Source organism: Bacteroides sp. 3_1_13 (assembly GCF_001185845.1).
Lineage (GTDB): Bacteria > Bacteroidota > Bacteroidia > Bacteroidales > Bacteroidaceae > Bacteroides > Bacteroides xylanisolvens.
In genome coordinates this window covers 469357-495605 of the sequence record NZ_KQ236956.1, presented here as the reverse complement: position 1 = coordinate 495605, position 26249 = coordinate 469357, and the positions used below count along the sequence as shown (strand labels likewise).

The 26249-nt window shown below is 41.9% G+C and carries 20 protein-coding genes and 1 pseudogene; 18 read left to right on the top strand and 3 right to left on the bottom strand.

What is annotated here, in order from left to right; translation table 11 throughout:
- The first annotated feature begins 91 nt into the window (after nucleotides 1-91).
- From HMPREF9009_RS14445 to HMPREF9009_RS14360, 18 genes and pseudogenes are all read left to right on the top strand, one after another.
- Entirely contained in the window at nucleotides 92-646 is a 555-nt protein-coding gene (locus HMPREF9009_RS14445) for a 30S ribosomal protein S16 (protein WP_004300172.1), read from the top strand.
- A 174-nt stretch (nucleotides 647-820) separates the two neighbouring features.
- The gene (locus HMPREF9009_RS14440) at nucleotides 821-1816 is read left to right on the top strand and encodes a GntR family transcriptional regulator (protein ID WP_008022939.1); all 996 of its coding nucleotides are present in this window, start codon (nucleotides 821-823) and stop codon (nucleotides 1814-1816) included.
- Between the two features lie 67 nt (nucleotides 1817-1883).
- Nucleotides 1884-3659 (top strand): L-fucose isomerase, encoded by a 1776-nt coding sequence (gene fucI / locus HMPREF9009_RS14435; protein ID WP_049702547.1) that lies wholly within the window; start codon nucleotides 1884-1886, stop codon nucleotides 3657-3659.
- A gap of 159 nt (nucleotides 3660-3818) precedes the next feature.
- Entirely contained in the window at nucleotides 3819-4457 is a 639-nt protein-coding gene (locus HMPREF9009_RS14430) for a class II aldolase/adducin family protein (protein ID WP_049702546.1), read from the top strand.
- 17 nt (nucleotides 4458-4474) lie between these two features.
- Entirely contained in the window at nucleotides 4475-5905 is a 1431-nt protein-coding gene (locus HMPREF9009_RS14425) for a rhamnulokinase (protein WP_049702545.1), read from the top strand.
- 6 nt (nucleotides 5906-5911) lie between these two features.
- Nucleotides 5912-6304, top strand: coding sequence for an L-rhamnose mutarotase (locus HMPREF9009_RS14420; protein ID WP_004313194.1), 393 nt, complete (start codon nucleotides 5912-5914; stop codon nucleotides 6302-6304).
- Between the two features lie 18 nt (nucleotides 6305-6322).
- Nucleotides 6323-7633: an L-fucose:H+ symporter permease gene (gene fucP / locus HMPREF9009_RS14415; protein ID WP_049702544.1), complete on the top strand. Its 1311-nt coding sequence runs from the start codon at nucleotides 6323-6325 to the stop codon at nucleotides 7631-7633.
- 193 nt (nucleotides 7634-7826) lie between these two features.
- A complete protein-coding gene (locus HMPREF9009_RS14410) occupies nucleotides 7827-8381 on the top strand; it encodes an RNA polymerase sigma-70 factor (protein ID WP_049702543.1) in 555 nt (184 codons plus the stop codon).
- Nucleotides 8382-8434: 53 nt separating this feature from the next.
- Complete coding sequence (locus HMPREF9009_RS14405) at nucleotides 8435-9421, top strand: FecR family protein (RefSeq protein ID WP_049702542.1); 987 nt, start codon at nucleotides 8435-8437, stop codon at nucleotides 9419-9421.
- Between the two features lie 193 nt (nucleotides 9422-9614).
- A complete protein-coding gene (locus HMPREF9009_RS14400) occupies nucleotides 9615-12959 on the top strand; it encodes a TonB-dependent receptor (RefSeq protein WP_049702541.1) in 3345 nt (1114 codons plus the stop codon).
- A gap of 19 nt (nucleotides 12960-12978) precedes the next feature.
- The gene (locus tag HMPREF9009_RS14395) at nucleotides 12979-14580 is read left to right on the top strand and encodes a RagB/SusD family nutrient uptake outer membrane protein (protein WP_049702540.1); all 1602 of its coding nucleotides are present in this window, start codon (nucleotides 12979-12981) and stop codon (nucleotides 14578-14580) included.
- A gap of 43 nt (nucleotides 14581-14623) precedes the next feature.
- A complete protein-coding gene (locus HMPREF9009_RS14390) occupies nucleotides 14624-15571 on the top strand; it encodes a glycoside hydrolase family 18 (protein ID WP_049702539.1) in 948 nt (315 codons plus the stop codon).
- A gap of 12 nt (nucleotides 15572-15583) precedes the next feature.
- Nucleotides 15584-17305 carry a glycoside hydrolase family 18 protein gene (locus HMPREF9009_RS14385; protein WP_053095309.1) on the top strand — a complete coding sequence of 574 codons (1722 nt, stop codon included), beginning with the start codon at nucleotides 15584-15586 and terminating at the stop codon, nucleotides 17303-17305.
- A 48-nt stretch (nucleotides 17306-17353) separates the two neighbouring features.
- Nucleotides 17354-18607 (top strand): DUF1735 and LamG domain-containing protein, encoded by a 1254-nt coding sequence (locus tag HMPREF9009_RS14380; RefSeq protein ID WP_049702538.1) that lies wholly within the window; start codon nucleotides 17354-17356, stop codon nucleotides 18605-18607.
- 242 nt (nucleotides 18608-18849) lie between these two features.
- Nucleotides 18850-19758: an Rpn family recombination-promoting nuclease/putative transposase gene (locus HMPREF9009_RS14375; RefSeq protein ID WP_049702537.1), complete on the top strand. Its 909-nt coding sequence runs from the start codon at nucleotides 18850-18852 to the stop codon at nucleotides 19756-19758.
- Nucleotides 19759-20639: 881 nt separating this feature from the next.
- Nucleotides 20640-21515 (top strand): annotated as a pseudogene (locus tag HMPREF9009_RS14370) (helix-turn-helix domain-containing protein); the annotation flags it as partial.
- Nucleotides 21516-21689: 174 nt separating this feature from the next.
- On the top strand, nucleotides 21690-22349 hold the full coding sequence (locus tag HMPREF9009_RS14365; RefSeq protein WP_049702536.1) for a DUF4840 domain-containing protein: 660 nt from the start codon (nucleotides 21690-21692) through the stop codon (nucleotides 22347-22349).
- 126 nt (nucleotides 22350-22475) lie between these two features.
- Nucleotides 22476-23168, top strand: a complete 693-nt coding sequence (locus HMPREF9009_RS14360; RefSeq protein WP_049702535.1) for a DNA alkylation repair protein — start codon at nucleotides 22476-22478, stop codon at nucleotides 23166-23168.
- A 120-nt stretch (nucleotides 23169-23288) separates the two neighbouring features.
- Here the strand turns inward: HMPREF9009_RS14360 and HMPREF9009_RS14355 are convergent, their stop codons facing one another.
- Genes HMPREF9009_RS14355 through HMPREF9009_RS14345 form a run of 3 tightly spaced genes read right to left on the bottom strand, consistent with a single transcriptional unit; the run spans nucleotide 23289 to nucleotide 26241 of the window.
- Nucleotides 23289-24620, bottom strand: a complete 1332-nt coding sequence (locus HMPREF9009_RS14355) for an ABC transporter substrate-binding protein (RefSeq protein ID WP_049703332.1) — start codon at nucleotides 24618-24620, stop codon at nucleotides 23289-23291.
- Nucleotides 24621-24652: 32 nt separating this feature from the next.
- The gene (locus HMPREF9009_RS14350; RefSeq protein ID WP_049702534.1) at nucleotides 24653-25447 is read right to left on the bottom strand and encodes an ABC transporter permease; all 795 of its coding nucleotides are present in this window, start codon (nucleotides 25445-25447) and stop codon (nucleotides 24653-24655) included.
- Entirely contained in the window at nucleotides 25441-26241 is an 801-nt protein-coding gene (locus HMPREF9009_RS14345; RefSeq protein WP_004316765.1) for an ABC transporter permease, read from the bottom strand. The genes HMPREF9009_RS14350 and HMPREF9009_RS14345 overlap by 7 nt, the downstream gene beginning before the upstream one ends.
- Nucleotides 26242-26249 lie beyond the last annotated feature (8 nt).

Genomic DNA, 26249 nt, shown 5'->3' with positions numbered 1-26249 from the left:
TTTGTCAATCAAAAGAAAAGCCGTATCTTTGTGCCCGCTATTACGAGATAATAGCATAATTCAAATCAATCATTAAAAACAATTATTTAAAATGGCAACTAGAATCAGATTGCAGAGACACGGACGTAAAAGTTACGCGTTCTATTCAATTGTAATTGCAGACAGCAGAGCACCACGTGATGGTAAATTTATTGAGAAGATTGGTACTTACAACCCTAACACCAATCCTGCTACAGTAGATTTGAATTTCGACGCTGCATTGGCATGGGTACTGAAAGGTGCACAACCAAGTGACACTGTACGTAACATCCTTTCTCGTGAAGGAGTTTACATGAAGAAACATCTTCTGGGCGGTGTAGCAAAAGGCGCATTCGGAGAAGCAGAAGCAGAAGCTAAATTCGAAGCTTGGAAAAACAACAAACAGTCAGGTTTGGCTACTTTGAAAGCTAAACAAGACGAAGCTAAGAAAGCTGAAGCTAAAGCACGTCTGGAAGCAGAAAAGAAAATCAACGAAGTGAAAGCAAAAGCACTCGCTGAAAAGAAAGCTGCTGAAGCTGCTGAAAAAGCTGCTGCTGAAGCACCTGCAGAAGAAGCTGCCGCAGCTCCGGCTGAAGAAGCTCCTGCAACAGAAGCTGCTGCTGAATAATTTTCAGCAGATTCCGAACAAGAAATTAGGAAAAAGCAATAAATCCTCTCCGGTCCGCCGGAGGGGATTTATTGCTTTATGCTATAAAACATATCAAATTATTTATTCCGTTCAGAATAAAATGCCTTTCTTTGCATCAGCATAGTTCAGCACAGTATTACTTATTTTTCGAATATGAAACGAACTGATAAAAAGGCAACATTCGGACAACAGGCAAGCAAGGTTACGCAACTAGCGGACGCACTTAGCCAGGCGATTTCCAGGAAAGAATTTCTTGAAGGAGATTCTTTGCCTTCCATCAATCAGTTAAGCGCTCAATACGGAGTATCACGTGATACAGTTTTCAAGGCTTTCCTTGATTTACGCGAACGAGGCTTGATTGACTCCACTCCCGGCAAGGGTTATTATGTGACGAGCCAGGTGACCAATGTCTTATTGCTGCTCGACCAATATACTCCTTTCAAAGAAGCCTTATACAATAGTTTCGTCAGACATCTGCCTATTAACTATAAGGTAGACTTATTGTTTCATCAATACAACGAACGGTTGTTCAATACGATCCTCCGGGAATCCATCGGGAAATACAACAAATACATCGTGATGAATTTCGATAACGAGAAATTCAGCACTGTTCTCAATAAAATTAATCCTTCAAGATTATTACTTCTCGATTTCGGTAAATTTGAAAAAGAAAAGTATTCATATATCTGCCAGGATTTTGATGAATCTTTCTATCAGGCATTGAATCAGCTCAAGGAAAGGTTGAAGAACTATCGCCAGCTCGTTTTTCTGTTTCCAAAAAGCCTGAAACACCCCCAAAGCAGTAAGGTGTATTTTACCCGTTTCTGCCAGGAACAGGGATTTCTCTGTGAAATACAGGAGGATATTGAGAACCTGATTGTACGTAAGGGAGTTGCCTATATCGCTATCAAACAACAAGACGTAGTAAAGGTGGTGAAACAAGGAAGATTGGAAGGGCTGAAATGCGGAAAAGATTTTGGCCTGTTGGCTTACAATGATATTCCTTCCTATGAAGTGATTGACGAAGGAATAACCTCATTGAGTATTGATTGGGAAATGATGGGAAATGAAGCGGCCAATTTTGTTCTCAATAATGTACCGGTGCAGAAGTTCTTGCCGACGGAAGTAAGACTTCGAAAGTCGCTTTAATTTTTTTTGCGAAGACATCAGCACAGTTCAGCACAGATATTAATTAATCCTTTAATAGATAGAAACCATGAAAAAGTATCCGAAAATCGGGATTCGTCCCACAATCGATGGTCGCCAGGGTGGCGTTCGCGAAAGCCTTGAAGAGAAAACAATGAATTTGGCAAAAGCAGTAGCCGAGTTAATCAGCAGCAACCTGAAAAACGGTGATGGCAGTCCGGTGGAATGTGTTATAGCCGATAGCACGATCGGACGCGTAGCCGAAAGTGCCGCTTGTGCGGAAAAGTTTGAAAGAGAAGGGGTCGGCTCTACCATTACCGTCACTTCTTGCTGGTGCTACGGTGCTGAAACGATGGATATGAACCCGCATTATCCGAAAGCTGTCTGGGGATTCAACGGCACAGAACGTCCGGGAGCTGTATACCTTGCTGCCGTACTTGCCGGACACGCACAAAAAGGCCTTCCCGCATTCGGTATCTACGGACACGACGTTCAAGATTTGGACGACAACACAATCCCTGAAGATGTATCAGAAAAGATTCTTCGCTTTGCACGTGCCGCACAGGCAGTAGCTACGATGAGAGGCAAATCTTACCTGTCAATGGGTAGTGTATCTATGGGTATCGCCGGTTCCATCGTTAATCCTGATTTCTTCCAAGAGTATTTGGGAATGCGTAATGAGTCAATAGACCTCACAGAAATCATCCGTCGAATGGACGAAGGCATCTATGACCACGAAGAATACGCCAAAGCCATGGCCTGGACTGAAAAAAATTGCAAGACAAACGAAGGTGAAGACTTCAAGAACCGTCCTGAAAAACGTAAAACCCGTGAACAGAAAGATGCTGATTGGGAATTCATTGTAAAGATGACGATTATCATGCGCGACTTGATGACCGGAAATCCCAAATTAAAAGAAATGGGATTCAAGGAAGAAGCCTTGGGGCACAATGCCATTGCAGCCGGTTTCCAGGGACAACGCCAATGGACAGACTTCTATCCTAACGGTGACTATCCGGAAGCTCTGCTCAATACTTCTTTTGACTGGAACGGTATTCGTGAAGCATTTGTCGTAGCTACCGAGAACGATGCCTGCAACGGCGTAGCTATGCTGTTCGGACATTTATTGACCAACCGTGCCCAAATATTCTCCGACGTACGTACTTACTGGAGTCCTGAAGCCGTGAAACGTGTAACCGGCAAAGAATTGAGCGGATTGGCAGCAAATGGTATCATTCATCTTATCAATTCCGGCGCAACAACTCTCGACGGTTCCGGCCAATCATTAGACGCGGCAGGCAATCCGGTTATGAAAGAACCATGGAACCTGACGGATGCTGATGTAGAAAACTGCTTGAAAGCAACTACCTGGTATCCGGCAGACCGTGACTACTTCCGTGGCGGCGGTTTCTCTTCCAACTTCCTGTCAAAAGGTGGCATGCCCGTAACCATGATGCGCCTCAACCTGATTAAAGGCTTAGGCCCTGTCCTGCAAATCGCAGAAGGATGGACAGTAGAAATAGACCCGGAAATCCACCAAAAACTGAATATGCGTACAGACCCGACATGGCCTACCACCTGGTTTGTACCGCGTCTGTGTGAAAAACCTGCTTTCAAAGATGTATATTCAGTAATGAATAACTGGGGAGCCAATCATGGAGCCATCAGCTATGGACACATCGGTCAGGACTTAATCACTCTTGCTTCCATGCTCCGCATCCCGGTATGCATGCACAATGTAGAAGACAACGAAATATTCCGTCCGGCAGCTTGGAACGCCTTCGGCATGGATAAGGAAGGAGCGGATTACAGAGCTTGTACCACTTACGGTCCTATCTACAAATAATATTAATTCAGACAAAAGAACATAAGGACAAAAGATAAAACAACTTCAATAAACAGCTATAAATAATTCTATTAGCGCAGACCTTATGTTCTTTTGTTCTTATGTCTAAATAAAAGCAATTTCGACTCACTTAATTCTAATTTTTTTATCTTTGCAATTATGATTACCAACGAACATATCGAACAGTTCATCGAACAAGCACACCGTTACGGAGATGCAAAGTTAATGCTTTGCAGCAGCGGTAACCTTTCCTGGAGAATCGGCGAAGAAGCATTGATTTCCGGTACGGGTTCCTGGGTTCCCACACTTGGCAAAGAAAAAGTATCTATCTGTCATATTGCCAGCGGCACTCCTACCAATGGTGTAAAACCTTCTATGGAAAGTACATTCCATTTAGGGATTCTCCGCGAACGTCCGGACGTCAATGTCGTTCTCCACTTTCAATCGGAATATGCCACGGCTGTCTCCTGCATGAAGAACAAACCGACAAACTTCAATGTAACAGCAGAAATTCCCTGTCATGTAGGTTCGGAAATACCTGTGATTCCGTATTATCGTCCCGGCTCACCGGAACTGGCAAAAGCTGTGGTAGAAGCCATGTTAAAGCATAACTCGGTTTTACTAACCAACCACGGACAAGTGGTATGCGGAAAAGACTTCGATCAAGTATACGAACGGGCTACCTTCTTTGAAATGGCTTGCCGCATCATCGTTCAATCCGGCGGTGATTATTCAGTACTCACACCAGCAGAAATTGAAGACCTGGAAATCTACGTATTAGGAAAGAAAACCAACTAATATCCGGGCAATATACCATGAAAGATACCATCAAACACACTTATTTAGCAGCAGACTTCGGAGGCGGAAGTGGACGGATTATCGCCGGCTTCCTTCACCATGGCAAACTGGAGTTGGAAGAGGTATACCGCTTTTGCAATCGACAGGTCAAACTAGGAAATCATATCTACTGGGATTTCCCGGCACTGTTCGAAGATATGAAAACCGGACTGAAACTGGCTGCACAAAAAGGATATGCCGTAAAAAGTATTGGTATTGACACCTGGGGAGTGGATTTCGGACTGATTGACAAACATGGAAACCTGTTAGGAAATCCAGTCTGTTATCGGGACGCAAGAACAGAAGGAATACCGGAAGAAGTATTCAAGCTACTGGATGAACGCCAACACTATGCCGACACCGGTATTCAGGTGATGGCTATCAATACGCTGTTTCAACTTTACAGCATGAAACAGCATCAAGATGCGCAGTTGGAAGTTGCCCGGCAACTTTTATTCATGCCCGACCTCTTCAGCTATTTCCTGACAGGAGTAGCCAATAATGAATATTGCATTGCCTCCACCTCCGAACTACTCGATGCCCAATCGCGGAACTGGTCAGTGGATACCATACGCGCCTTAGGTCTTCCCGAACATCTGTTCGGTGAGATTATTCTCCCCGGAACAATCAGGGGGACTCTGAAAGAGGATATTGCCCGCGAAACAGGACTGGGTACCGTAGACGTTATTGCTGTCGGCTCACACGACACAGCCAGTGCCGTCGCCGCTGTTCCTGCCGTAGAAAATCCTATCGCTTTCCTTAGTTCCGGCACTTGGTCGCTACTGGGAGTAGAAGTGGATGAACCCATATTGACGGAAGAAGCAAGAAAAGCTCAATTCACCAATGAAGGAGGCGTAGACGGCAAAATCCGTTTCCTACAGAATATAACAGGACTATGGATTTTGCAACGCTTGATGAGTGAATGGAAAGCATGTGGCGAAGAACAAAATTATGATATAATCATCCCGCAAGCTGCCGAAGCACAGATTGCGACCATTATCCCTGTGGATGACGCAACATTCATGAATCCGGAAAATATGGAAAACGCTCTTATTCATTATTGTCGGCATCATGCTTTGCAAGTGCCGAAAAACAAAGCAGAAACCGTGCGATGTGTACTCCAGTCATTAGCTTTCAAATATCGGCAGGCGGTGGAACAGCTCAACCATTGTCTCCCCTCTCCGATCCGTCAGCTAAACATCATCGGCGGAGGATCACAAAACCAATTACTCAACCAACTGACAGCTGACGAACTCGGTATTCCCGTTTATGCAGGTCCGGTAGAAGCTACTGCAATGGGAAACATTCTGACACAGGCTATGGCAAAAGGAGAAATAGCCGATCTCCGTGAATTGAGAGAGATTGTAACTCGTAGCGTTACACCACAAGTATATTACCCTAAAAAATAAAAGTATATGGAAACACCCAAAACCGGTTATCAGGTTCAATCTTATGACGTTCCCGTCAAACGATATTGCCAAACCCTCGATTTACGCGATTCTCCGGAACTGATCGCTGAATATCGGAAAAGACATAGCCAGGCGGAAGCATGGCCCGAAATCCTAGCCGGAATCCGGGAAGTCGGTATTCTGGAAATGGAAATTTATATCTTGGGAACACGACTGTTCATGATTGTCGAAACTCCCCTTGATTTTGACTGGGACACAGCAATGGAACGCCTGAACACGCTTCCCCGCCAACAGGAGTGGGAAGAATATATGGCCATCTTCCAACAAGCCGCTCCCGGAATGAGTTCCGCAGAGAAATGGAAACCGATGGAGAGAATGTTCCATTTGTATAACACTTAAAAAATACCAGAAACAACCATGAAACACCCCAAACAGTCCATCCTCTCGAAAGATGGCATCAGTTATCTTATACCTTTTGTTCTCATTACCTCATGTTTTGCATTATGGGGATTTGCCAATGATATTACCAATCCGATGGTAAAGGCATTCTCCAAGATTTTCCGGATGAGTGCCACCGACGGAGCATTAGTACAGGTTGCCTTCTATGGAGGGTACTTTGCAATGGCTTTCCCGGCTGCCATATTCATCCGCAAATATTCCTACAAAGCCGGTGTTTTGTTAGGACTGGGAATGTATGCTTTCGGAGCATTTTTATTCTTCCCCGCCAAAATGACGGGAGAATATTATCCGTTTTTGATTGCCTATTTCATCCTGACCTGCGGATTGTCCTTCCTCGAGACAAGCTGTAACCCGTATATTCTTTCTATGGGAACGGAAGAAACAGCTACCCGGCGTTTGAACCTTGCACAGTCTTTCAATCCGATGGGGTCACTTCTCGGAATGTATGTAGCCATGCAATTCATTCAAGCGAAATTGCATCCGATGTGTACTGAAGACCGCGCATTGCTTAACGACAGTGAATTTCAGGCGATCAAAGAAAGCGACCTTAGTGTTCTGATTGCTCCTTATCTTATCATCGGACTGGTTATCGTAGCGATGTTGCTTCTGATACGATTCGTCAAGATGCCGAAAAACGGAGATCAGAATCATAGAATAGATTTCTTTCCTACACTGAAACGCATTTTTACCCAAACACGTTATCGTGAAGGGGTAATTGCTCAATTCTTCTATGTAGGCGCGCAAATTATGTGCTGGACATTTATCATTCAGTATGGAACCCGTTTATTCATGTCGCAAGGTATGGACGAGAAAAGTGCGGAAGTGTTATCACAGCAATATAATATTGTGGCAATGGTGATATTCTGTATCAGCCGTTTCATCTGTACATTCATTCTGCGCTATCTCAATGCAGGCAAATTATTGATGATTCTCGCTATCTTCGGAGGTGTTTTCACTCTAGGAACTATCTTCCTCCAGAATATCTTCGGACTTTACTGTCTAGTAGCAGTTTCCGCCTGTATGTCACTAATGTTCCCCACCATCTACGGTATTGCCTTGAAAGGCATGGGAGATGATGCTAAGTTTGGAGCTGCAGGCCTTATTATGGCTATCTTGGGAGGCTCTGTTCTTCCACCGCTACAGGCAAGTATCATTGACCTGAAACAAATAGCCTGGTTGCCGGCTGTCAATGTTTCATTCATTCTACCCTTCATCTGCTTCCTTGTAATCATCGGTTATGGTTACCGTACAGTGAAAAGAAACTGGTAAAAAACAAACTTAAAAATAGTGACGCTATCCCATCATGATACCGTCACCATCCCACCCATATAGTGACGGTATCCGCAGCGGATAGCGTCACTATTTTTATTTATCTTTTTTTCATAAACAATTCCCATTTTCTTCGCGTCTTAATTTTATTTGCCTACATTTGCCATTCGATTTCCAATAATTTGTTAACTCAATGACCACAAGCCAAGACAACATATTACTAGCAAAACAATTCGGAATGATATTCACAGAGTATTATTCGGTAGTAAAATATTTCGCTTTTATGTTGCTTAAATCCGAAGAAGACGCAGAAGATATTGCTCAAGACGTTTTCACGAAATTATGGACCCAGCCCGAAATATGGACAAAAGTACCCAATTTAAAACCCTATGTCTATACTCTTACCAAAAGCACGACCCTCAATTTTATCAAACACAAAAAGATAGAATTAGCCTATCAGGAGAAAGTGATAGAAAAAAGCCTTATTGAGGAACTTTCTCAAACAGAAGATCCTCTCAATGCCATATACTATAAAGAAGTTAAACTTATCATCCAATTAACCCTCGACCGTCTTCCCGAACAACGCAGAAAGATTTTTGAGATGAGCCGTTTCGAAAATATGAGCAATAACGAAATCGCTGAAAAGCTGAACATTTCAGTCCGAACAGTAGAGCATCATATCTATTTAACTCTACTTGAAATGAAAAAAATATCTTTTTTGTTTTTTTTCGCACTTTTCCTTAAGTAGTCTGTCTTAGTTAATTGAGGTATTAATGTAACAGATCTAATTAATATCTCAAAATGAAGAATTATTTTCAGAAAATACTAGCCTTATTTACCGGAAATGACTATCCGGGATCTACCCGACAGGAATTCTACAAATGGTTGGTAGACGAAGAACATGTTTCCGAAAAGGATGAAGCATTACAAACTCTGTGGGAAGAAGGATACAAATCAGGAACAGCTCCTAACTTGCATCAATCATACGAGCTATTAAGAAGAAATGCAGGCATTCCTTCCGTACGAGAAGAACGGAGAATCCGCCCGATCCATATCTGGCAAATAGCCGCTGCCGTATTCTTTATAGTAGCAGCTTCTTCCATCTATCTTTCTACCATAGGAAAAAAGGTGGAACCCAATTTATTGCAGCAATATATTCCGACAGCAGAGGTACATACTCTCACCTTGCCTGACGGAACCAAAGTACAACTGAACTCACAAAGCACCCTTTTATATCCACAGGAATTTACTGGTAAAGACCGTAGCGTATTTCTGATTGGTGAAGCCAATTTCAAAGTGAAACCGAACAAGAAGCATCCGTTTATCGTCAAGTCGAACGATTTTCAGGTAACAGCACTCGGAACGGAATTTAACGTAGCTGCATACCCCGAGAATCCGATCATAGCGGCAACCTTGATTTCAGGAAGTGTACTCGTTGAATATAATGATTTGAATTCTCAAATGATTCTGAAACCAAACGAGCAATTGGCCTATCATAAACACACCCGACAATACCATCTGGACACTCCCGATATGAATGACATCACAGCCTGGCAACGTGGCGAACTGGTATTCAGAGAAATGAATGTAAAAGAGATTATAACTATATTAGAACGTAAATATCCATATACCTTTGAGTATCGCCTGAAGAATCTGAAAGAAGATAAATACAGCTTCCGTTTTAAAGATAAAGCACCGCTGTCCGAAGTTATGGATGTAATAGTAAATGTAGTAGGTCAGATGGATTATAAAATACAAGGTGACTGCTGCTATTTAATCCCCAAATAGAAAAATATCCTGATAACAGGAAAAGAACAGATAACAATATTACTCATTTAGTTAACCTTATACGCCCATGCAAAAAAGTATCCGGAACAGAGGGCGAACTCTATCCCGGATATGAAATCAAATTTCTCAATATTAGAGTTCTACTCTATTAATCACCGTGAAATAATTTAGTTTATAACCTAATACTAAGAAAATGCTACAAATTTATGAATTTATAGTAGACCATACAGCAAAGGGAAGAAGTTTTTTACTTTTTTTCTGCTTGTTGCTCATTACAACAAGCTCCTTTGCGCAAACAGATGCCTCAATCACCATTCAAAAGAAAAATATATCTGTCATTGAAGCACTTAAAGAAGTAGAAAAACAATCCGGCCTATCTGTAGGTTACAACGACTCCCAATTAAAGAACAAGCCTGTATTAAATCTTGATCTTAGAGCTGTAACAGTAGAGAACGCCCTTACACAAATTCTCAAAGACAGTGGATTCACTTATGAGTTCAAAGGGAAATATATAATGATTGTTCCTGACAAAAAAACAGAAGTAAATCCAACTAAGAATGTGACTGGAAAAGTTGTTGATGAGAATAATGAACCTCTAATTGGAGTTAATATCAAAGTGGAAGGAAACTCCGAAGGAGCTATCACCGACATAGATGGCAATTTCACAATCATGGTCCGCCAAGGTAATATATTAAGCTTTACCTATGTGGGATATACATCCAAAACTGTGAGAATAACAGATAAAAACATCTATGCAGTAAAATTAGTAAGCGACACGAAACAACTCAATGAAGTAGTCGTGACTGCCCTCGGTATCAAGCGCGAGCAGAAAGCTTTGAGCTACAATGTGCAACAGGTGAAATCGGATCAACTGACAGAAATTAAAGACGCTAACTTCATCAACAGCCTGAATGGCAAAGTGGCAGGTGTCAATATCAACAGCAGTTCTTCCGGTGTAGGTGGAGCCAGCAAAGTGATAATGCGCGGTACGAAGTCTATTGAGCAATCCAGCAATGCCCTGTATGTGATTGACGGCATCCCGATGTTTAATTTCGGTGGCGGCGGCGGTACGGAAAACGGTTCCCAGGGAGTTACCGAAAGCATTGCCGACATCAACCCGGACGATATTGAAAGCATCTCGGTCTTGACAGGAGCGGCAGCCGCCGCACTATACGGAAGTAACGCTGCCAACGGAGCTATCGTCATTAACACGAAACGGGGTAAGGTAGGCAAAATGCAGGTTTCTGTATCCAGTAACACTGATTTTTCTAAACCATTTGTGATGCCGCGCTTTCAGAACCGTTATGGTACAGGCAGTAAAGGAAAATCGGACGGTTCTTCTACAAATTTGAGTTGGGGACCGTTACTGAACGATGCATCCCGCAGGGGGTACGAACCACGTGACTTTTTCGACACAGGAATGACTTATACCAATTCCGTCACCTTATCGACAGGTACAGAAAAGAACCAGACCTTCTTTTCCGCAGCCGCAGTAAACTCGGAGGGGATTGTACCGAATAACCGCTACAACCGTTTTAATTTTACTTTCCGTAATACTACTTCATTCCTGAATGATAAACTGAAACTAGACATCGGAGCGAGCTATATTATTCAGAATGATCGCAACATGACTAATCAAGGCGCTTACTCAAACCCGATAGTTCCTGTTTACCTGTTTCCGCGTGGAGACGATTTCAACTTGATAAAAGTATTCGAACGTTGGGACCCGGCCCGCAAGATCAAGACCATGTACTGGCCACAAGGCGAAGGAGACCTGCGTATGCAAAACCCTTATTGGATAGCATATCGTAATCTACGGACCAACAATAAGAAGCGTTACATGCTGTCCGCCTCGTTAAGCTACGACATCACGGACTGGCTGAACGTCTCGGGACGTGTCCGGGTAGATAACTCCAATACCAAATATGAGCAAAAGTTGTACGCCAGTTCGAATACTACTCTCACCGAAGGTAGTACCCAGGGATTCTACGCCATTGCCAAGCCGGATGAATCACAGGTGTACGCCGATGTACTAGCAAACATTAATAAACGCTTTGGGGACTACTCACTTGTAGTGAATGTCGGAGCGAGCATCGTGGATAATAAGTATGACGAACTTAGTTATCGCGGACCGATACGTGCCAATGGTATTCCTAATGTGTTTAATGTCTTCGATCTCGACAATACGCAAAAGAAAGCTCGTCAGGATGAATGGGAGGAACAAACTCAATCCATTTTCGCGAGTGCGGAACTGGGCTGGAAAAGTATGCTTTACCTTACTTTGACCGGACGTAATGACTGGGCATCACAACTGGCAAACTCATCTTCCACCTGTTTCTTTTATCCGTCAGTGGGACTTTCGGCGATCATCTCCGAAATGGTAAAACTACCTTCTGCAATCGATTACCTGAAAATACGCGGTTCATTCAGTTCCGTCGGTATGCCCTACCCACGTAACCTGACTTCACCTACCTTTGAGTACGATGAAACGACACAGACGTGGAAACCCAAAACGCATTATCCTATCGGCGACCTCAAGCCAGAGCGAACCAATTCATGGGAATTAGGACTGGACATGCGTCTCTTCAAGGACTTCAACCTTGGCGTGTCATGGTATCTGGCTAACACGTTCAACCAGACCTTCGACCCGAAAATTTCCGTATCTTCGGGATATACTACCATTTACTTGCAAACAGGTTATGTACGTAACCAAGGAGTCGAGCTCTCTCTTGGTTATGGACACACATGGAAAAAAGACTTCCGCTGGCAAACGAACTTTACGCTTAGCCACAATAAAAACAAAATTATCGAACTGGTAAAGGATTACATACACCCGGAAACAGGTGAGCCTATCAATAAAGGCCGGTTGGACGTAGGCGGACTTGGAAAGGCACGGTTCATCCTGAAAACGGGAGGGTCACTCGGTGACCTCTACACTCAAGCCGACCTAAAACGGGATGATAACGGAATGGTGGAAATTTCCCCTGCAGGCGCATTGATAACAGTCAATAATCAACCTGATATCAAGTTGGGAAGCGTCTTCCCCAAGTGTAATCTGGCATGGAGCAATCAATTCTCATGGAAAGGATTTAATGTCAGTGCTCTGTTGACCGCACGTATTGGCGGTATTGTTTATTCTGCCACAGCAGCAGCCATGGATCAATACGGTGTGTCCGAAAGCTCGGCGATTGCCCGGGACAACGGTGGCGTATTGATAAACGGACGTAACAGGGTGGATGCCCAGACATGGTTCACCGCCATTGGTTCCCAGCTGGGATTGCCACAATATTATACCTACAGCGCCACCAACGTACGCCTACAGGAAGCAGCTATAGGATATACCCTCCCCCGTAAATGGTTACATGATGTATGTGACATACAGGTGTCCGTTGTAGGACGCAACCTCTGTATGATATATAACAAAGCTCCCTTCGACCCTGAAGCGGTTGCCACAACCGGCAATTATTATCAAGGAATCGACTACTTTATGCTACCGAGTACACGCAATATCGGTTTTAACGTGAAAATAAACTTTTAACGGATAAAAAACAGCTATAATGAAACATACTACATCTATTATAAAGTTGTTCTCACTTGCACTATTTGTTCTTGTCGGAACTGCGTGTATAGACAACTTTGACAAAATAAACCAGAAGGACTATCAGGTGGACAAGGAAGAGTTGGGCCGTGAAGGATACAATGTTGGTGCCAGTCTCAAAGGATTACAGGGATTGGTTATTCCTACGGAGGAGCATCTTTACCAATTTGTCGAAGCACTTGCCGCCGGAGCTTTCTCCGGATATATCGGCTGTACTGTGGAGTGGACAGCCAAATTTGAGACATACAATCCGCCAACAGACTGGCAGGAAGCGCCTTTCTCTGATCTTATCACACGTACTTACCCGTTCTATCGTGACTTGCTCGACGAAACAGAAGATCCGGTCGCATTAGCATTAGGAAAACTACTGCGTGTTACCATCATGCACCGGGTGACAGACATGTATGGGCCTATTCCCTATTCCAAAATCATTTCTAAAACCGGTGAGGTTTCTCTGACCGTACCATACGATTCACAGGAAGAGGTATACAAGCAAATGTTTAAGGAGTTAGACGAAGTGAGTGATGTGCTTAAAGAGAATCTTAATTTAAGTACAGAAGCCTTCCGCAAATTTGATGATGTCTATCAGGGGGATCTCTCCAAATGGCTCAAATTCACAAATTCGCTCAAGTTACGTATGGCAATGCGTTTGACATACGTACCGGAGATGAAAGAGGAAGCCCGGCGAATAGCCGAAGAAGCCGTAACCGCTGGCGTCATTACCCAAAATGCAGACAACGCTTTCTTGAAAGTAGAGGAAAATCGTGCAGCAATGGTGTTCAACAACTGGAATGACCAGCGTGTGGGCGGTGATATCATCTCATATATGAACGGTTATAAAGACCCGAGACGGGAGAAAATGTTTACCACAGTAAAGGTTACTGACCAGGAAACATGGATGGAAGTGGATGGATATGCCGGAATACGCATCGGTATTGATGTGCGCACTAAAGATGAAATGATAGGAGCATACAGTAAGCCGATCATCACGAGCACCAGCCCCTATATGTGGATGAACGCTGCAGAGATCACTTTCTTACGTGCCGAGGGTGCTTTGTGGGGATGGAATATGGGAGGTGAAGCCAAAGATTTGTATAACCAAGCCATAGCTCTCTCTTTTGAACAATATGGAGTGACGGGTGCAGATACATATACCGCAAATACAACCGATATGCCACAGGCATATGACGACCCCCAATATGAATATACAGATTATGAAGGTCCGCGCAGTACTATCACCATAGCATGGGAAGAAGGGGATAATTATTTTGAGCGGAACCTTGAACGTATCATCACCCAAAAGTGGATTGCTAACTTCCCTTTGGGAGTGGAAGCATGGAGCGAATACCGGCGCACGGGATATCCGCATCTGTTACCCGTAATAAAGAACAAAAGCGGTGGTGCCATTGATACCGATCACATGATACGCCGGTTATGGTACCCTCCTATCGAGTACTCCGAAAATCTTTCTAATATTAAGCTAGCGACAGGCATGTTAGGAGGCCCTGACAACGGAGGCACACGGTTGTGGTGGGATAAGAAACCTTATGCCAATCCATGAGAAATGAATGAGTATGATTAATACGAATGAAAAATAAGAAAAAATGAAAGCAATAATATATAACATATTTACCTGCACTCTATTACTCTTAGCGTGCGTTCTGCCTACGGCATGTAGTGACTGGAACGAACCGGAGCCGGTGGATGTGAACATAAATAGTCCAAAAGATCAGAATCCGGAACTTTGGGCAAGCTACATGCAGGTATTGAATACCTACAAGCAAAGTAAGCATTATATAGCTTATACGCGATTTGACAATTCTCCGGAGAAACCTGTAAATGAAGGAAGCTACCTTCGTTCACTGCCCGACTCACTGGACATTGTTACCTTATGCAATCCCGGCAATATCAGCGATAATGACCGTGAAGACATTCTTCTATTGCGTGAAAAGAGTACCCGGGTAATCTATCTTGTAGATTATGCTGCACAGGCAGCTACCTTTACTGATGCCGCAGCTTTGGGAACTTGGCTTGATAAAGCAGTTGCCGCAGCCACAGAATTGAACCTGGATGGTTTTGCCTTTACAGGCGTCCGTCTATATAGCGGGACAGATGCTGAAATGGTAGCCCGTAAGGAGGCCGCACAGCTTATCGTCTCTAAGCTATCCGCTGCAACGGGTGGTGGCAAGTTATTAGTATTTGAAGGTAATCCCGACTTTATAGAGTCTACCGACCTTGAAAAGCTAAACTACATTGTGTTAAATACTGCTGACCTCACTAATGTGAGCGAACTAAATCTATTGATTGCCGGATTACCGGATAGCAATATACTACCTCGTGAGAAAGTTCTATTATCTGCCCGTATAGGCGACCAAATAGTAGACGAAAAGAATGAAAAACAAAGTGTAGTGCCTCTGATGACAGATTGTGTAGCTGCAATGGGGCCACTTGGAGGCCTTGCCATTCACAATATCGGCAGCGATTATTATAGTGCGAATATGAATTATGAAACCACTCGTACGGCTATTCAACAGATGAATCCGTCGAAATAAAAACGTACGATTATGAAAAAGAAATTTATCATATATATACTGTTCCCGCTCCTGATACTAGCGGTTGGAATGTCAGCTTGCACCGAAGATACTATTTTGGCGGATGCAGGTAAGTTGCCGGATGAAACGACAATGGGAAGTATTGGCAGTACGCTGCGTAGCAATTCGTCCTTCTCCGGGAAAGCAGTTATTGAACTGACGAATGACAGTGAGGATGAAATAGTTGTCGATGAAATATTCTATCAGTTAAGCCGTCCTGCGACAAGCGATGTGAAGGTAACGGTCAAATTGGAAAACGAGATGAGTATGGAGTTTGAAGCTGAAATAAAGGCAGATAATGCGAAGATTGAAGCGTTTAATGAAAGTATGGTTGCAGCACATTGGAGACAAAAACCCTTGTTAAAATCAGCAGTGTTCCCCAAAGGGAATGTAATCTCGGGAGAAGGCATCCTGACTATACCTGCCGGAAAAGAGAAGTCATCAAGTATCAAACTTACGCTTTCTACACATAATCTGCCTGCAGATTATGATGCTTACGAATTACTCTTTGCCATAGAGCAAACTAATGCGGACGGTGAAACAGAGAAGCAATATCTTAGATACAGAGTCAATGTACGCCAAAAGGCAGGTGAAATAATTTCTGAAGATGGCGTTAATATCGCAACATTGGATACCCGTTTCCTTTCTGTATTCTATCTCAACACCTCTACTTACCAACCTATACTTGCTGATATTTTTATATACGTGAGAACAAATACTGAAACCCGGGAAAAGGAAGCGTACAGTATGGGGAATATTGTCAACTTGCGTATTGCAACGGTAGGTTATGATAAAGAATCCGGTCGCGCCATACTAACATTGAATAATGATCTACGCTATGTATTAGAGAATACAGCCACTTACATCCGCCCTCTTCAAGATCACGAACGCAAAGTGTGTCTGTGCATCGAAGGCGGTGGTAAAGGCTTAGGCTTCTGTAATATGAATGATGCCCAGATAGCAGACTTTACCAAACAAGTAAAAGATGCAATAGAGTATTACCAGTTAGATGGTGTGAACCTTTGGGACGTAGGCAGTGGATATGATAAAGCGGGAATGCCTCCAGTAAATACCACCTCATATCCCAAACTTATCAAAAGTTTGCGTGACGCAATGCCTGGTAAAATGCTGACTTTAGTAGATAAGGACGAGCCTACTGCATCCTTCTATGATCCTGCTTTATGCGAAGGTATAGAAGTGGGAAAATACATTGATTACGCATGGCATGGTTATGTTTCAGAGGAAGAAGAAGTGCAAATTATAGAACCGTGGGAAACCGAACACCCTTACAGCGACTATACTCGTAAACCCATAGCAGGACTGACAGCTGAACGCTATGGAAGCGTAAATATGCCTCTGTATCCTAAGAGTGCAGAGGGAATATTAAATGCCTCAAAGAAAAAGGCGATAATGTGGAAAAAAGAAGAAAATCGAAAAAAGAACAATATTATCGTATTTGGCAGCGATATGATTAGTGATGAACAGAATCAATACGAATATCGCATGGAAAATGGATATCTATCTTTTATTGGAGCAATAGCAGAAGATGGTCTAGAGTGGGGTAAAAATCCACGCCCTCCATTCATGGAGAGAGAAGAAAATGGAGAATACAACTATGGTATATCCGAAACTGTAACAGATGAACATCGACAAAAATTTCATTTAGGATATCGCTATCTCGCCAAAGATTGGTAGAACTAGCGGTCGAGATCAATAAAAAGAAAAATATAAAAAGAGAATATTATGAAAACGAAACATATTCATCGAGACATTCCATTATTCGTCTCTTTTGCAGGTTCTGTCATAATCTTACTTCTGTTAGTAGCGGCATGTGACAACAAGGATTATAGTAAAGCGTCTCCTTTTGACAATGCCGTATATATAGATGTGGCAAAAGTGAAGGATGTAGCTAATTTCACATTTAATAATCTCAAACAGACAGGGCAGCAAGAGCTTTCTGCTGTGTTGGCATACCCTGCCGAACAAGATATTGATGTTAATTTTCAGGTAGATCCTTCGTTGATAGGTTATTATAACGCGCGTCTCGGCACTAATTATGCAATGCTGGACGCTAAATATTATAAGTTTTCTACACAGCATGTCGTCATCCCCAAAGGAGACGTAAACTCGGAAGTCGTAACGATCGGTTTCTCCGACCTCACGGATTTGGACATTGACACTAATTTCCTGCTACCTGTCACTATTCAGCAAGCGTCAGGAGGTATGGGATTATTGAAGGGATCAAAAACTATTTGTTACATAGTACGTCGTTCCAGCGCCATTACTACAGCAGTGAGCCTTTCAAACAACTACTTTGAAGTTCCCGGATTCGAAAAAGACAGCCCTACGGCTAATGTGGTAAATGGGCTAACACAACTAACCTTCGAAGCCATTATCCGGGTAAATAGATTCGATCCTAAAAATGAGATTTCAACTATAATGGGTATAGAGCAATACTGTTTGTTCCGTTTGGGCGATTCAGGATTCCCCAAACAGCAATTGCAGTTTGCCGCCAACGAGATTAAATTCCCAAAGGCAGACGAAGGAAAATTGTTGCAACCAAGCGAATGGTATCATGTAGCCGTGACTTATGACACCGAAGCAAAAACTGCCGCTATCTACGTGGATGGCAAACTGCAGAGTACTATTGAGGACTACGGAACTGGTGAGCCCATTAATTTGGGCAAGCAAACCCGAGGAAAGGACTTTATGTTTAAAATAGGACACTCCTATGGTGAGCCAGAGGATATGACTCGTCAATTAGATGGTGAAATCTGCGAAGTACGAATATGGAACGTGATACGCTCACAAGAAGAAATTTACAAAAATATGTATGATGTCGATCCTCAAACTACAGGTTTAAAAGCCTATTGGAAGTTTAATGAAGGCAAAGGGGATATAGCGAAAGACTATACAGAAAACGGTAATGATGCAAAAGCATATGCTAAAGCTATTTGGCCGGAAGGCATTGAAGTGACACAGAAAAATAAGGAATAATAACGACCTAAAATTTCAATCTAAAACGCTGCCACATTTTTACTCCTACTTTAAGTTACATAAAAGGGAATAGTAAAATGTGACAGCGTTAATAATTAACTCTCTACTATAGAATAATTTAAATTGCCCCTGATGAATTTGCCAAATATGCACAGATTCATTCACTGAAAATATAAAGTCAAAGAGTAGCCATTATCTAAAAAAAAGTCGTAGCTTTGCAATAACCTAAAAATTAAATTGATATGGAACAACAAGACAAATATATACGCTTTGACTGGGCTGTGAAAAGGCTTCTCCGCCAAAAGGCAAATTTCGGCGTACTGGAAGGTTTCTTGACTGTCCTTCTCGGTGAAAACGTGAAAATCATAGAGATATTGGAAAGTGAAAGCAACCAACAAACAATCGATGATAAATTCAACCGGGTAGATATTAAAGCCAGAAATAGTAAGGACGAAATCATTATTGTAGAGATCCAAAATACACGGGAGCTCTATTATCTGGAACGCATCTTGTACGGAGTGGCAAAAGCTATCACTGAACATATTTCTTTAGGAGAACGCTACTATGCGGTGAAAAAAATATACTCTATCAGTATTCTATACTTCGATATCGGTAAGGGAGAAGATTATTTGTATCATGGACAAAACCATTTTATCGGAGTACATACAGGAGACAGACTGGAAGTAACTACTAAAGAAAAAGACGCCATCGTCCATAAGATTCCGGCAGAAATCTTTCCGGAATATTTTCTAATTCGTGTGAATGAATTCGATAAAGTGGCCGTCACTCCATTGGAAGAATGGATTGAATACTTGAAAACTGGTTGCATTCGCCCCGATACAACAGCTCCCGGTCTGGAAGAAGCACGCCGGAAACTTATTTATTATAATATGTCCAAGGAAGAAAGACATGCCTACGACGAGCACCTTAGTGCCATCATGATACAAAATGATGTATTAGATGGAGCAAAACTGGAAGGACGTATGGAGGGGCGCATGGAGGGACGTATGGAAGGACGTATGGAGGGACGTATGGAAGGGCGTATGGAAGAACGGCTCGAAATTGCCAGCAATCTGAAATCACAGGGAGTAGACATAACAGCTATCCAAAAGGCTACCGGACTTTCATTGGAAGAAATTCAAAAGTTATAAATAACCAGACATTACACAATAATGCATATAATCTAGAGTCGCATAAGAAAATCATGCGACTCTTTTTTTATCCCCATTGAAGACATTACAATCCGATATTGATAATTCTTCAATCAGAAATAGAAATATCAAATGGAAAAACGGTACACCTCTTTCACTCTTTTGTCACCTCACAACAACACAATCCTAACAAACCATAATTATATGTCACCGTTTATCGCTATAAGAACACCAAACAATAACAAACGATTAGACAACATTCATAACATCATCCACTTGTTACAACTTATCATTATTTTTACTTCGCAGGAATAAATCGTACTTCCTTTCTACCCATATATGAGAAAATATAAAATGGTACTCATCGAGATATTTATTGATAGTACCGAATATGCCACACGCTCTCCCCCCACCTGTATTTTCATACAGTATATAAAACATTCAATAAACAAGAAATAGATCTATTATTGTCACTTGGAGGAAATTCACCATTTCCGAAAGAATGATTCAAACTGTTAGAATTCAGACTCTATATATAGACTTCACCTTCAACTATTCCCCCTCAAGATATAAATAATTACGAGTTTATATTTTGAGTTTATGAATGTACAACTATGAGATCATAGTTACAGTGAATTTCCTCTTTTATCCCCAACAAAGGAAATTGGTGTATCTCATCCAAGTGGCGCTATTAAAAACAAATTCATATGAAATATTCAATAACAACGTCGCCCCTCGTTCCTGTCATCATGGCTATAACTCTTATTTATCAATTAAACTTTATCCCACTGTTCATTGTAGGAGGATTTTCTATTTATTGTATTTACTTCTATATCATTCTTATACAAAAAGAAAAAAATCTTTCAAAAGGATATACACATAAAAGTATATCCAAATACACTCCCATACAAATCATAGCCAATCAGGAAGAAACAAAAATAGACTCTTTATTCTGTAAAAAGTCTCATAAAAGAAAGTCTGTTAAACCCACTGTACTACTTGCTGACAGCAATATCGATTTCAGATCTTACCTAGAAACGCGTTTATCTGATCATTTTATTGTAAAAAGCTTCGGAAACGGTCTGGAAGCCCTAACATACATAAAGGAAGAATATCCAGACATTGTAGTCTGTGACACCATGCTGCATGGTATGTACGGCAATGAGCTTTCATCAAGATTGAAAACGTCCTGTGAAACTTCAATCATTCCCATTATCCTCTACGGCTCATATCTGAATGGAAGACAACGCAATACCAGAGAAACTTCTTTGGCCGATGTCTTTATAAATACACCTTTTCATATAGAAGACTTAAAAATAGAGATGAACGTCCTGATTAAAAACAGCCGTTTTCTCCGAAAATCATTCCTGCAAAAAGTATTCGGAGAACAATTTCTAAAAATAGAAGAGGAGGAGGATACTTTGAGTGAAAAAAATTACATATTTATCAACCTTGTAAAGGATTTCATTCTAAAAAATATAGATCAGGAAAATTTGACTATAGATGAAGTCGCATCCGAATTGTGCATGAGCAGAACCACATTCTTTAATAAATGGAAATCGCTGACAGGAGAAGCACCTAAATATTTTATATACCGGATTCGTATGGAAAAAGCCCGTGAACTGTTGGAGAGTGGAAGATACTCTGTTAATGTGGTTCCGGAAATGATCGGATTGAGGAATCTGAAAAACTTCCGCCACAAATACAAAGAATATTTTGGAATAACGCCAAGCGAATCTATAATGAAAAAACAATAATATACAAAATCTGCTATTTGCTTAAAGGTCCCATCCATCGGGACCTCTGCACAGCATTCTTGCAAAAAAAATATTCTGTTTTTTATTTCCTTGTGCAGTATTTTACAATTACCGGCATTTACCCTATGTACGTACACCTTAATTTTGAAAATTAATAATCTAATTTTAAACAGTATGAAAACTTTAACTGAAATAAAAAAAGTTCGTTGTTTTAATCGCTTAGTTTTATTTGTAGTGGCATTGGGCCTGATAACCACTTTTACAGCATGTAGCAATGATGATGATTCAGACATTCCCGTATATTCTCTTAAAGATGTGGATGGAAATTATTCCGGTACCATGTTGACAGAGTCTGATCTGCCCGTTAACCCACAAACTAATTCCCCAAAAGAAGAACAGCCGGAAGGAGCCACCGTTACCGCTGAAGTAAAAGACAATCAGGTCATGATTAAAAAACTCCCGGTAGACGATCTCATCAAAAGTATCGTTGGTGAAGAAGCTGCCGGAATTATCATCGAAAATCTGGACGATATCAATTACAACATTCCTTATACCGCTGCCTTTAATGATGACAGTAAAGGCTCTATTCTACTTCAATTAAAACCTGAACCTTTGGAAATAAAATATACTATCCCGACTCAAGCACAAGCAGACGGGGAAGAAGCTCCTCAAATTACGATAAAAGTAACCATAGAAGCGGAAGAAAAGGGCCAATATACATATAAAGACCAAAAACTTACATTTGAAATCAAAGCAACCAAAGTGGAAGTAGAAGGACAGCCGTTTGAAGACTTCTCACCTACTACATTCAGTTTCGACATGGACAAGAAGTGACTAACCGTATAAACTTTCCCAAAGTATTTTCATTATGATGGGAATTATCTCCCAAAAGAGTATGCCGTCACATGATGCGCATGCTCTTTTTTTTTATACCTTTGTGAAATAACCAACTATATCAAAATGACTACAACTGAAAACATACGGAAAGAGTTACAAGCATTAGTAGATGCCAAATATAAGGAATTTCACTCTTCCCTCCTTCCAGGAGCGAACAATATTCTCGGTGTACGTATCCCCCAACTGCGAATCATGGCCAAAGAAATTATAAAAAAAGAGGACTGGCGTACGTTTGTTGAGTCAACCGATACGAACTATTATGAAGAAACAATGCTTCAGGGAATGATTATCGGACTGGTAAAAATGGAACTTGAAGAACGAATGAACTATGTAGCAATGTTCATTCCCCGTATAGATAATTGGGCTGTATGCGACATTTTCTGCAGTGAACTGAAAACTGCCGTAAAAAAAGGAAAAGAAACCGTATGGCAATTTATCCAACCTTATCTGAAATCCTCTAAAGAATTTGAAATACGCTTCGGGATTGTGATGCTTTTCCACTATGTGGATGACGAACATATCGATTCGTTACTGGAATATGCCGATTTATTCAATCATGATGCTTATTATGCACGTATGGGTATGGCATGGATGCTATCATTGTGTTTCATCAAATTTCCCCAAAAGACAATGGAATATCTGAAACATAGTACATTGGATAACTGGACTTACAACAAAGCACTGCAAAAAACAATCGAGTCTTTCCGGGTAAACAAGGATACCAAAGATATGCTTCGGAATATGAAAAGACGATAAAAACAAAACACGGTGAACATCCCGCCATTAGCATTCCGTTCACCGTGCTTCTTATTCTTTCTATAGATACCACTTCTATCTTCGCACCTATTTATTTTTTGTTTGTAATCCGGAGAAATACTAATTCCTCCTCACCTTTTTCCTTCTGCTTCTGCGCCTCTGTTGTTTCTGGCGGCTGTAACGCTGCCATCTTTTATAAATCATCCAGCCACTCATCAATGCAACAACGACAAAGATAAGAATAGTTATGCCAACCCCCAAATTATCGCCCTTAATACGCGACCAAATATCAAGAACTTCTTTTGTCTGATCGCCAAAGTCACGAATCATGGCACATCGTTCTACCACTTTGCGATCCGGGTATTGTATCTTATCAATTTGTATGCTGTCTGCACCCGGTCCGAAAAAGTAACTTAAATCGGCATAATAATGGAGGGTCGTGTCTGTTTTCTCTTCCAGTATTTCGGGCGTAGCTATGGAACTTACATATCCGCAGAAATCCATATTCCGCAAAGCAATGTCCGGACGGCACATAAAATTGATAAAATAACTGGCTGCTTCTGGATTTCTGGCGTATTTCGGGATTACCCAACCGTCATACCAGATATTGCTCCCTTCCTCGGGAACTTCATAATCCAAGTCCACTCCTACCGCATTTGCCTCTTCAATCGCCCAAATCGCATCACCGCTCCAAGTCATATTCAGCCAGGCTTTATTCTTCGTCATCATCTCCTTGCCGAAATCCGCCTCCCAACCGGCAATATTCGGTTTCAAGGCTTTCAGGTATTTTTCGGCCAGTTCCATCGCACGTGGAGAATAGTCGTTCATCAGCTCTTCCACTGTCACCGTTCCTTCTTTCAGTTCCTTCGCATGCGCATAGATGACAGCTGTTCCGTAAGCATCACGGTAACTATCCTTCATCAGGATTTTTCCGGCGTACTTTTTATTCCAAAGACAATCCCAGGACAACGCTACCGAATCGGGTACATAAGCCCGGTTATACAGAATTCCAGCCGTTCCCCACATATAACATACAGCATAGCGGCTCGCCTGCTCACCCGGTTGGCTCAATTTATTGATTTGTTCGCGGATAAACGGAGCTACATTATTCATGTAGTTGGGAGAATGTGCAAAATTCGTATCGATGGGCAGCAGCAAATGTTTCTTCAGCATACGCTCGATGATGTATTCCGAAGGACAGACCACATCAAAATCCTCATGCCCCTTTTCAATCTTCGTCAGCATGATCTCGTTGATGTCGAATGTCTGGTAAACGATACGGATATTCTCACCGGTCTGTTCTTTATAATATGCCTGGAAATCCTCGAGTACACCTTCGCCGATGTAATCTGCCCAGTTGTAGATTTTAAGAACCCGCTCACGAGGTTCACCGGAATTATAGCATCCGGTCAAGGTCAGTAAGAGCAGGATTACGGGAATTATTCTTTTCATATTATTTACGTAGTAGCACATTTGATGGTCTATTAATCTTTTTTCTTCGCTTTTCCTGCCCGATAATTGATGCCAACCAACAACGCCAGCACCACGACAAAAATGATAGCCGAAAGCGGACGAAGTTCAGGGGTCAGCCCTCCCTTGCGGGCATCGGCATAGATATAAGTAGAGAGTGTCTCCAGACCTTGATTACCGATGGTAAAGACAGTTACGGCAAAATCATCAATGGATAGGGTCAATGCAAGCATAAAACCACTAATCATTCCCGGACGAATCTCCGGAACAATAACTTTCCACAAAGCTTGCATGGGAGTCGCTCCCAAGTCAAGAGCGGCCTCATAAATATTCGGGTTCATCTGCTTCAAACGAGGCAGAACGCTCAAAACAACGTATGGCGTACAAAAAGTAATATGAGCAAGCACTACGGTTGTGTATCCTTGTGTGATTCCTAAAGAAACAAACAAAAGGAAAAGCGAAATACCCGTGATGATATCTCCGTTCAGAATAGGAATACTATTCACAAAACTAATCGCTTTACGCGAACGGGATTTCAGATTAAAGATGCCGATAGCAGCCACACTACCCAGCAAGGTAGATGCCGTTGCAGCCAGCAGAGCAATAGTAATCGTGTTAATCAATGCATTCATCAAAGAATGATGCGTGCCTGTAGTGAAAAGCGAAGTATAAAGTTTTGTGGAGAAACCAGTCCAGTTGCCCAGCACTTTCGCTTCGGTGAAAGAATAGATAACGATAATCACGATAGGAGAATAAAGCAACAACAGCAATATCCACAAGTAAGCCTGCGCAAATATTTTCTTTACCATAGCCCGCCTCCTTCGTTTGAATTGTCCTTATCGTCTGTGCTAAACAAAGAAGTAGCAGCAATCAGCAGCAACATAATAAGCGAAAGTGCCGCTCCATAGTTCCACATGCTGTTATTGATATTTTCCTGAATCGTCGTACCAAAGAGTTTGATGTTATTCATCGTCAGCAACTCGGCAATGGCAAATGTAGATATAGTCGGCATGAACACCATCATAATTCCACTCATCACACCCGGCATAGAAAGCGGAAGGACTGCTTTCAGAAAGACTTGCAGCGGATTGGCTCCCAAATCTTGTGCGGCTTCAATATAACTATGATCCATCTTCTGCAACGTGTTGTAAATAGGATAAATCATAAAGGGGATAAAGTTGTATACCATACCGAATATCAATGCTCCCTCGCCCAACGGTACACTAAAAAAGTCGAACAAGGCAACCGTAGCAAGGGTACGCACAAGAATATTTACCCACATCGGCAGGATAAACAGTACGACCATCGTCTTGGAACGGTTCAGCTTACTGTTACTCAATATCCATGCTGCAGGATAACCCAGCAAAATACAAACAAGGGTGGTAATGATGGCAATACCGATAGAATATACAAAGGTATTGATTGCTTCGGGATGTTCGAAGAACTTCTGAAAATTGGCGAGTGTCAAATGACCGCTATCATCGGTAAAGGCATATACGACAATTAAAAACAGCGGTATAATCACAAAGATCGCCGAAAAAATAATGTAAGGGAGAGTCCAACTCTTACGTGATGACAAAAAGACTATAAACTTCTTATTCACTTCCTTTC

Bases quoted from the DNA above. Each gene is read 5' to 3' on its own strand.
- HMPREF9009_RS14445 (WP_004300172.1), top strand. From the start codon at position 92: ATGGCAACTAGAATCAGATTGCAGAGACACGGACGTAAAAGTTACGCG.
- HMPREF9009_RS14440 (WP_008022939.1), top strand. From the start codon at position 821: ATGAAACGAACTGATAAAAAGGCAACATTCGGACAACAGGCAAGCAAG.
- fucI (WP_049702547.1), top strand. From the start codon at position 1,884: ATGAAAAAGTATCCGAAAATCGGGATTCGTCCCACAATCGATGGTCGC.
- HMPREF9009_RS14430 (WP_049702546.1), top strand. From the start codon at position 3,819: ATGATTACCAACGAACATATCGAACAGTTCATCGAACAAGCACACCGT.
- HMPREF9009_RS14425 (WP_049702545.1), top strand. From the start codon at position 4,475: ATGAAAGATACCATCAAACACACTTATTTAGCAGCAGACTTCGGAGGC.
- HMPREF9009_RS14420 (WP_004313194.1), top strand. From the start codon at position 5,912: ATGGAAACACCCAAAACCGGTTATCAGGTTCAATCTTATGACGTTCCC.
- fucP (WP_049702544.1), top strand. From the start codon at position 6,323: ATGAAACACCCCAAACAGTCCATCCTCTCGAAAGATGGCATCAGTTAT.
- HMPREF9009_RS14410 (WP_049702543.1), top strand. From the start codon at position 7,827: ATGACCACAAGCCAAGACAACATATTACTAGCAAAACAATTCGGAATG.
- HMPREF9009_RS14405 (WP_049702542.1), top strand. From the start codon at position 8,435: ATGAAGAATTATTTTCAGAAAATACTAGCCTTATTTACCGGAAATGAC.
- HMPREF9009_RS14400 (WP_049702541.1), top strand. From the start codon at position 9,615: ATGCTACAAATTTATGAATTTATAGTAGACCATACAGCAAAGGGAAGA.
- HMPREF9009_RS14395 (WP_049702540.1), top strand. From the start codon at position 12,979: ATGAAACATACTACATCTATTATAAAGTTGTTCTCACTTGCACTATTT.
- HMPREF9009_RS14390 (WP_049702539.1), top strand. From the start codon at position 14,624: ATGAAAGCAATAATATATAACATATTTACCTGCACTCTATTACTCTTA.
- HMPREF9009_RS14385 (WP_053095309.1), top strand. From the start codon at position 15,584: ATGAAAAAGAAATTTATCATATATATACTGTTCCCGCTCCTGATACTA.
- HMPREF9009_RS14380 (WP_049702538.1), top strand. From the start codon at position 17,354: ATGAAAACGAAACATATTCATCGAGACATTCCATTATTCGTCTCTTTT.
- HMPREF9009_RS14375 (WP_049702537.1), top strand. From the start codon at position 18,850: ATGGAACAACAAGACAAATATATACGCTTTGACTGGGCTGTGAAAAGG.
- HMPREF9009_RS14365 (WP_049702536.1), top strand. From the start codon at position 21,690: ATGAAAACTTTAACTGAAATAAAAAAAGTTCGTTGTTTTAATCGCTTA.
- HMPREF9009_RS14360 (WP_049702535.1), top strand. From the start codon at position 22,476: ATGACTACAACTGAAAACATACGGAAAGAGTTACAAGCATTAGTAGAT.
- HMPREF9009_RS14355 (WP_049703332.1), bottom strand. From the start codon at position 24,620: ATGAAAAGAATAATTCCCGTAATCCTGCTCTTACTGACCTTGACCGGA.
- HMPREF9009_RS14350 (WP_049702534.1), bottom strand. From the start codon at position 25,447: ATGGTAAAGAAAATATTTGCGCAGGCTTACTTGTGGATATTGCTGTTG.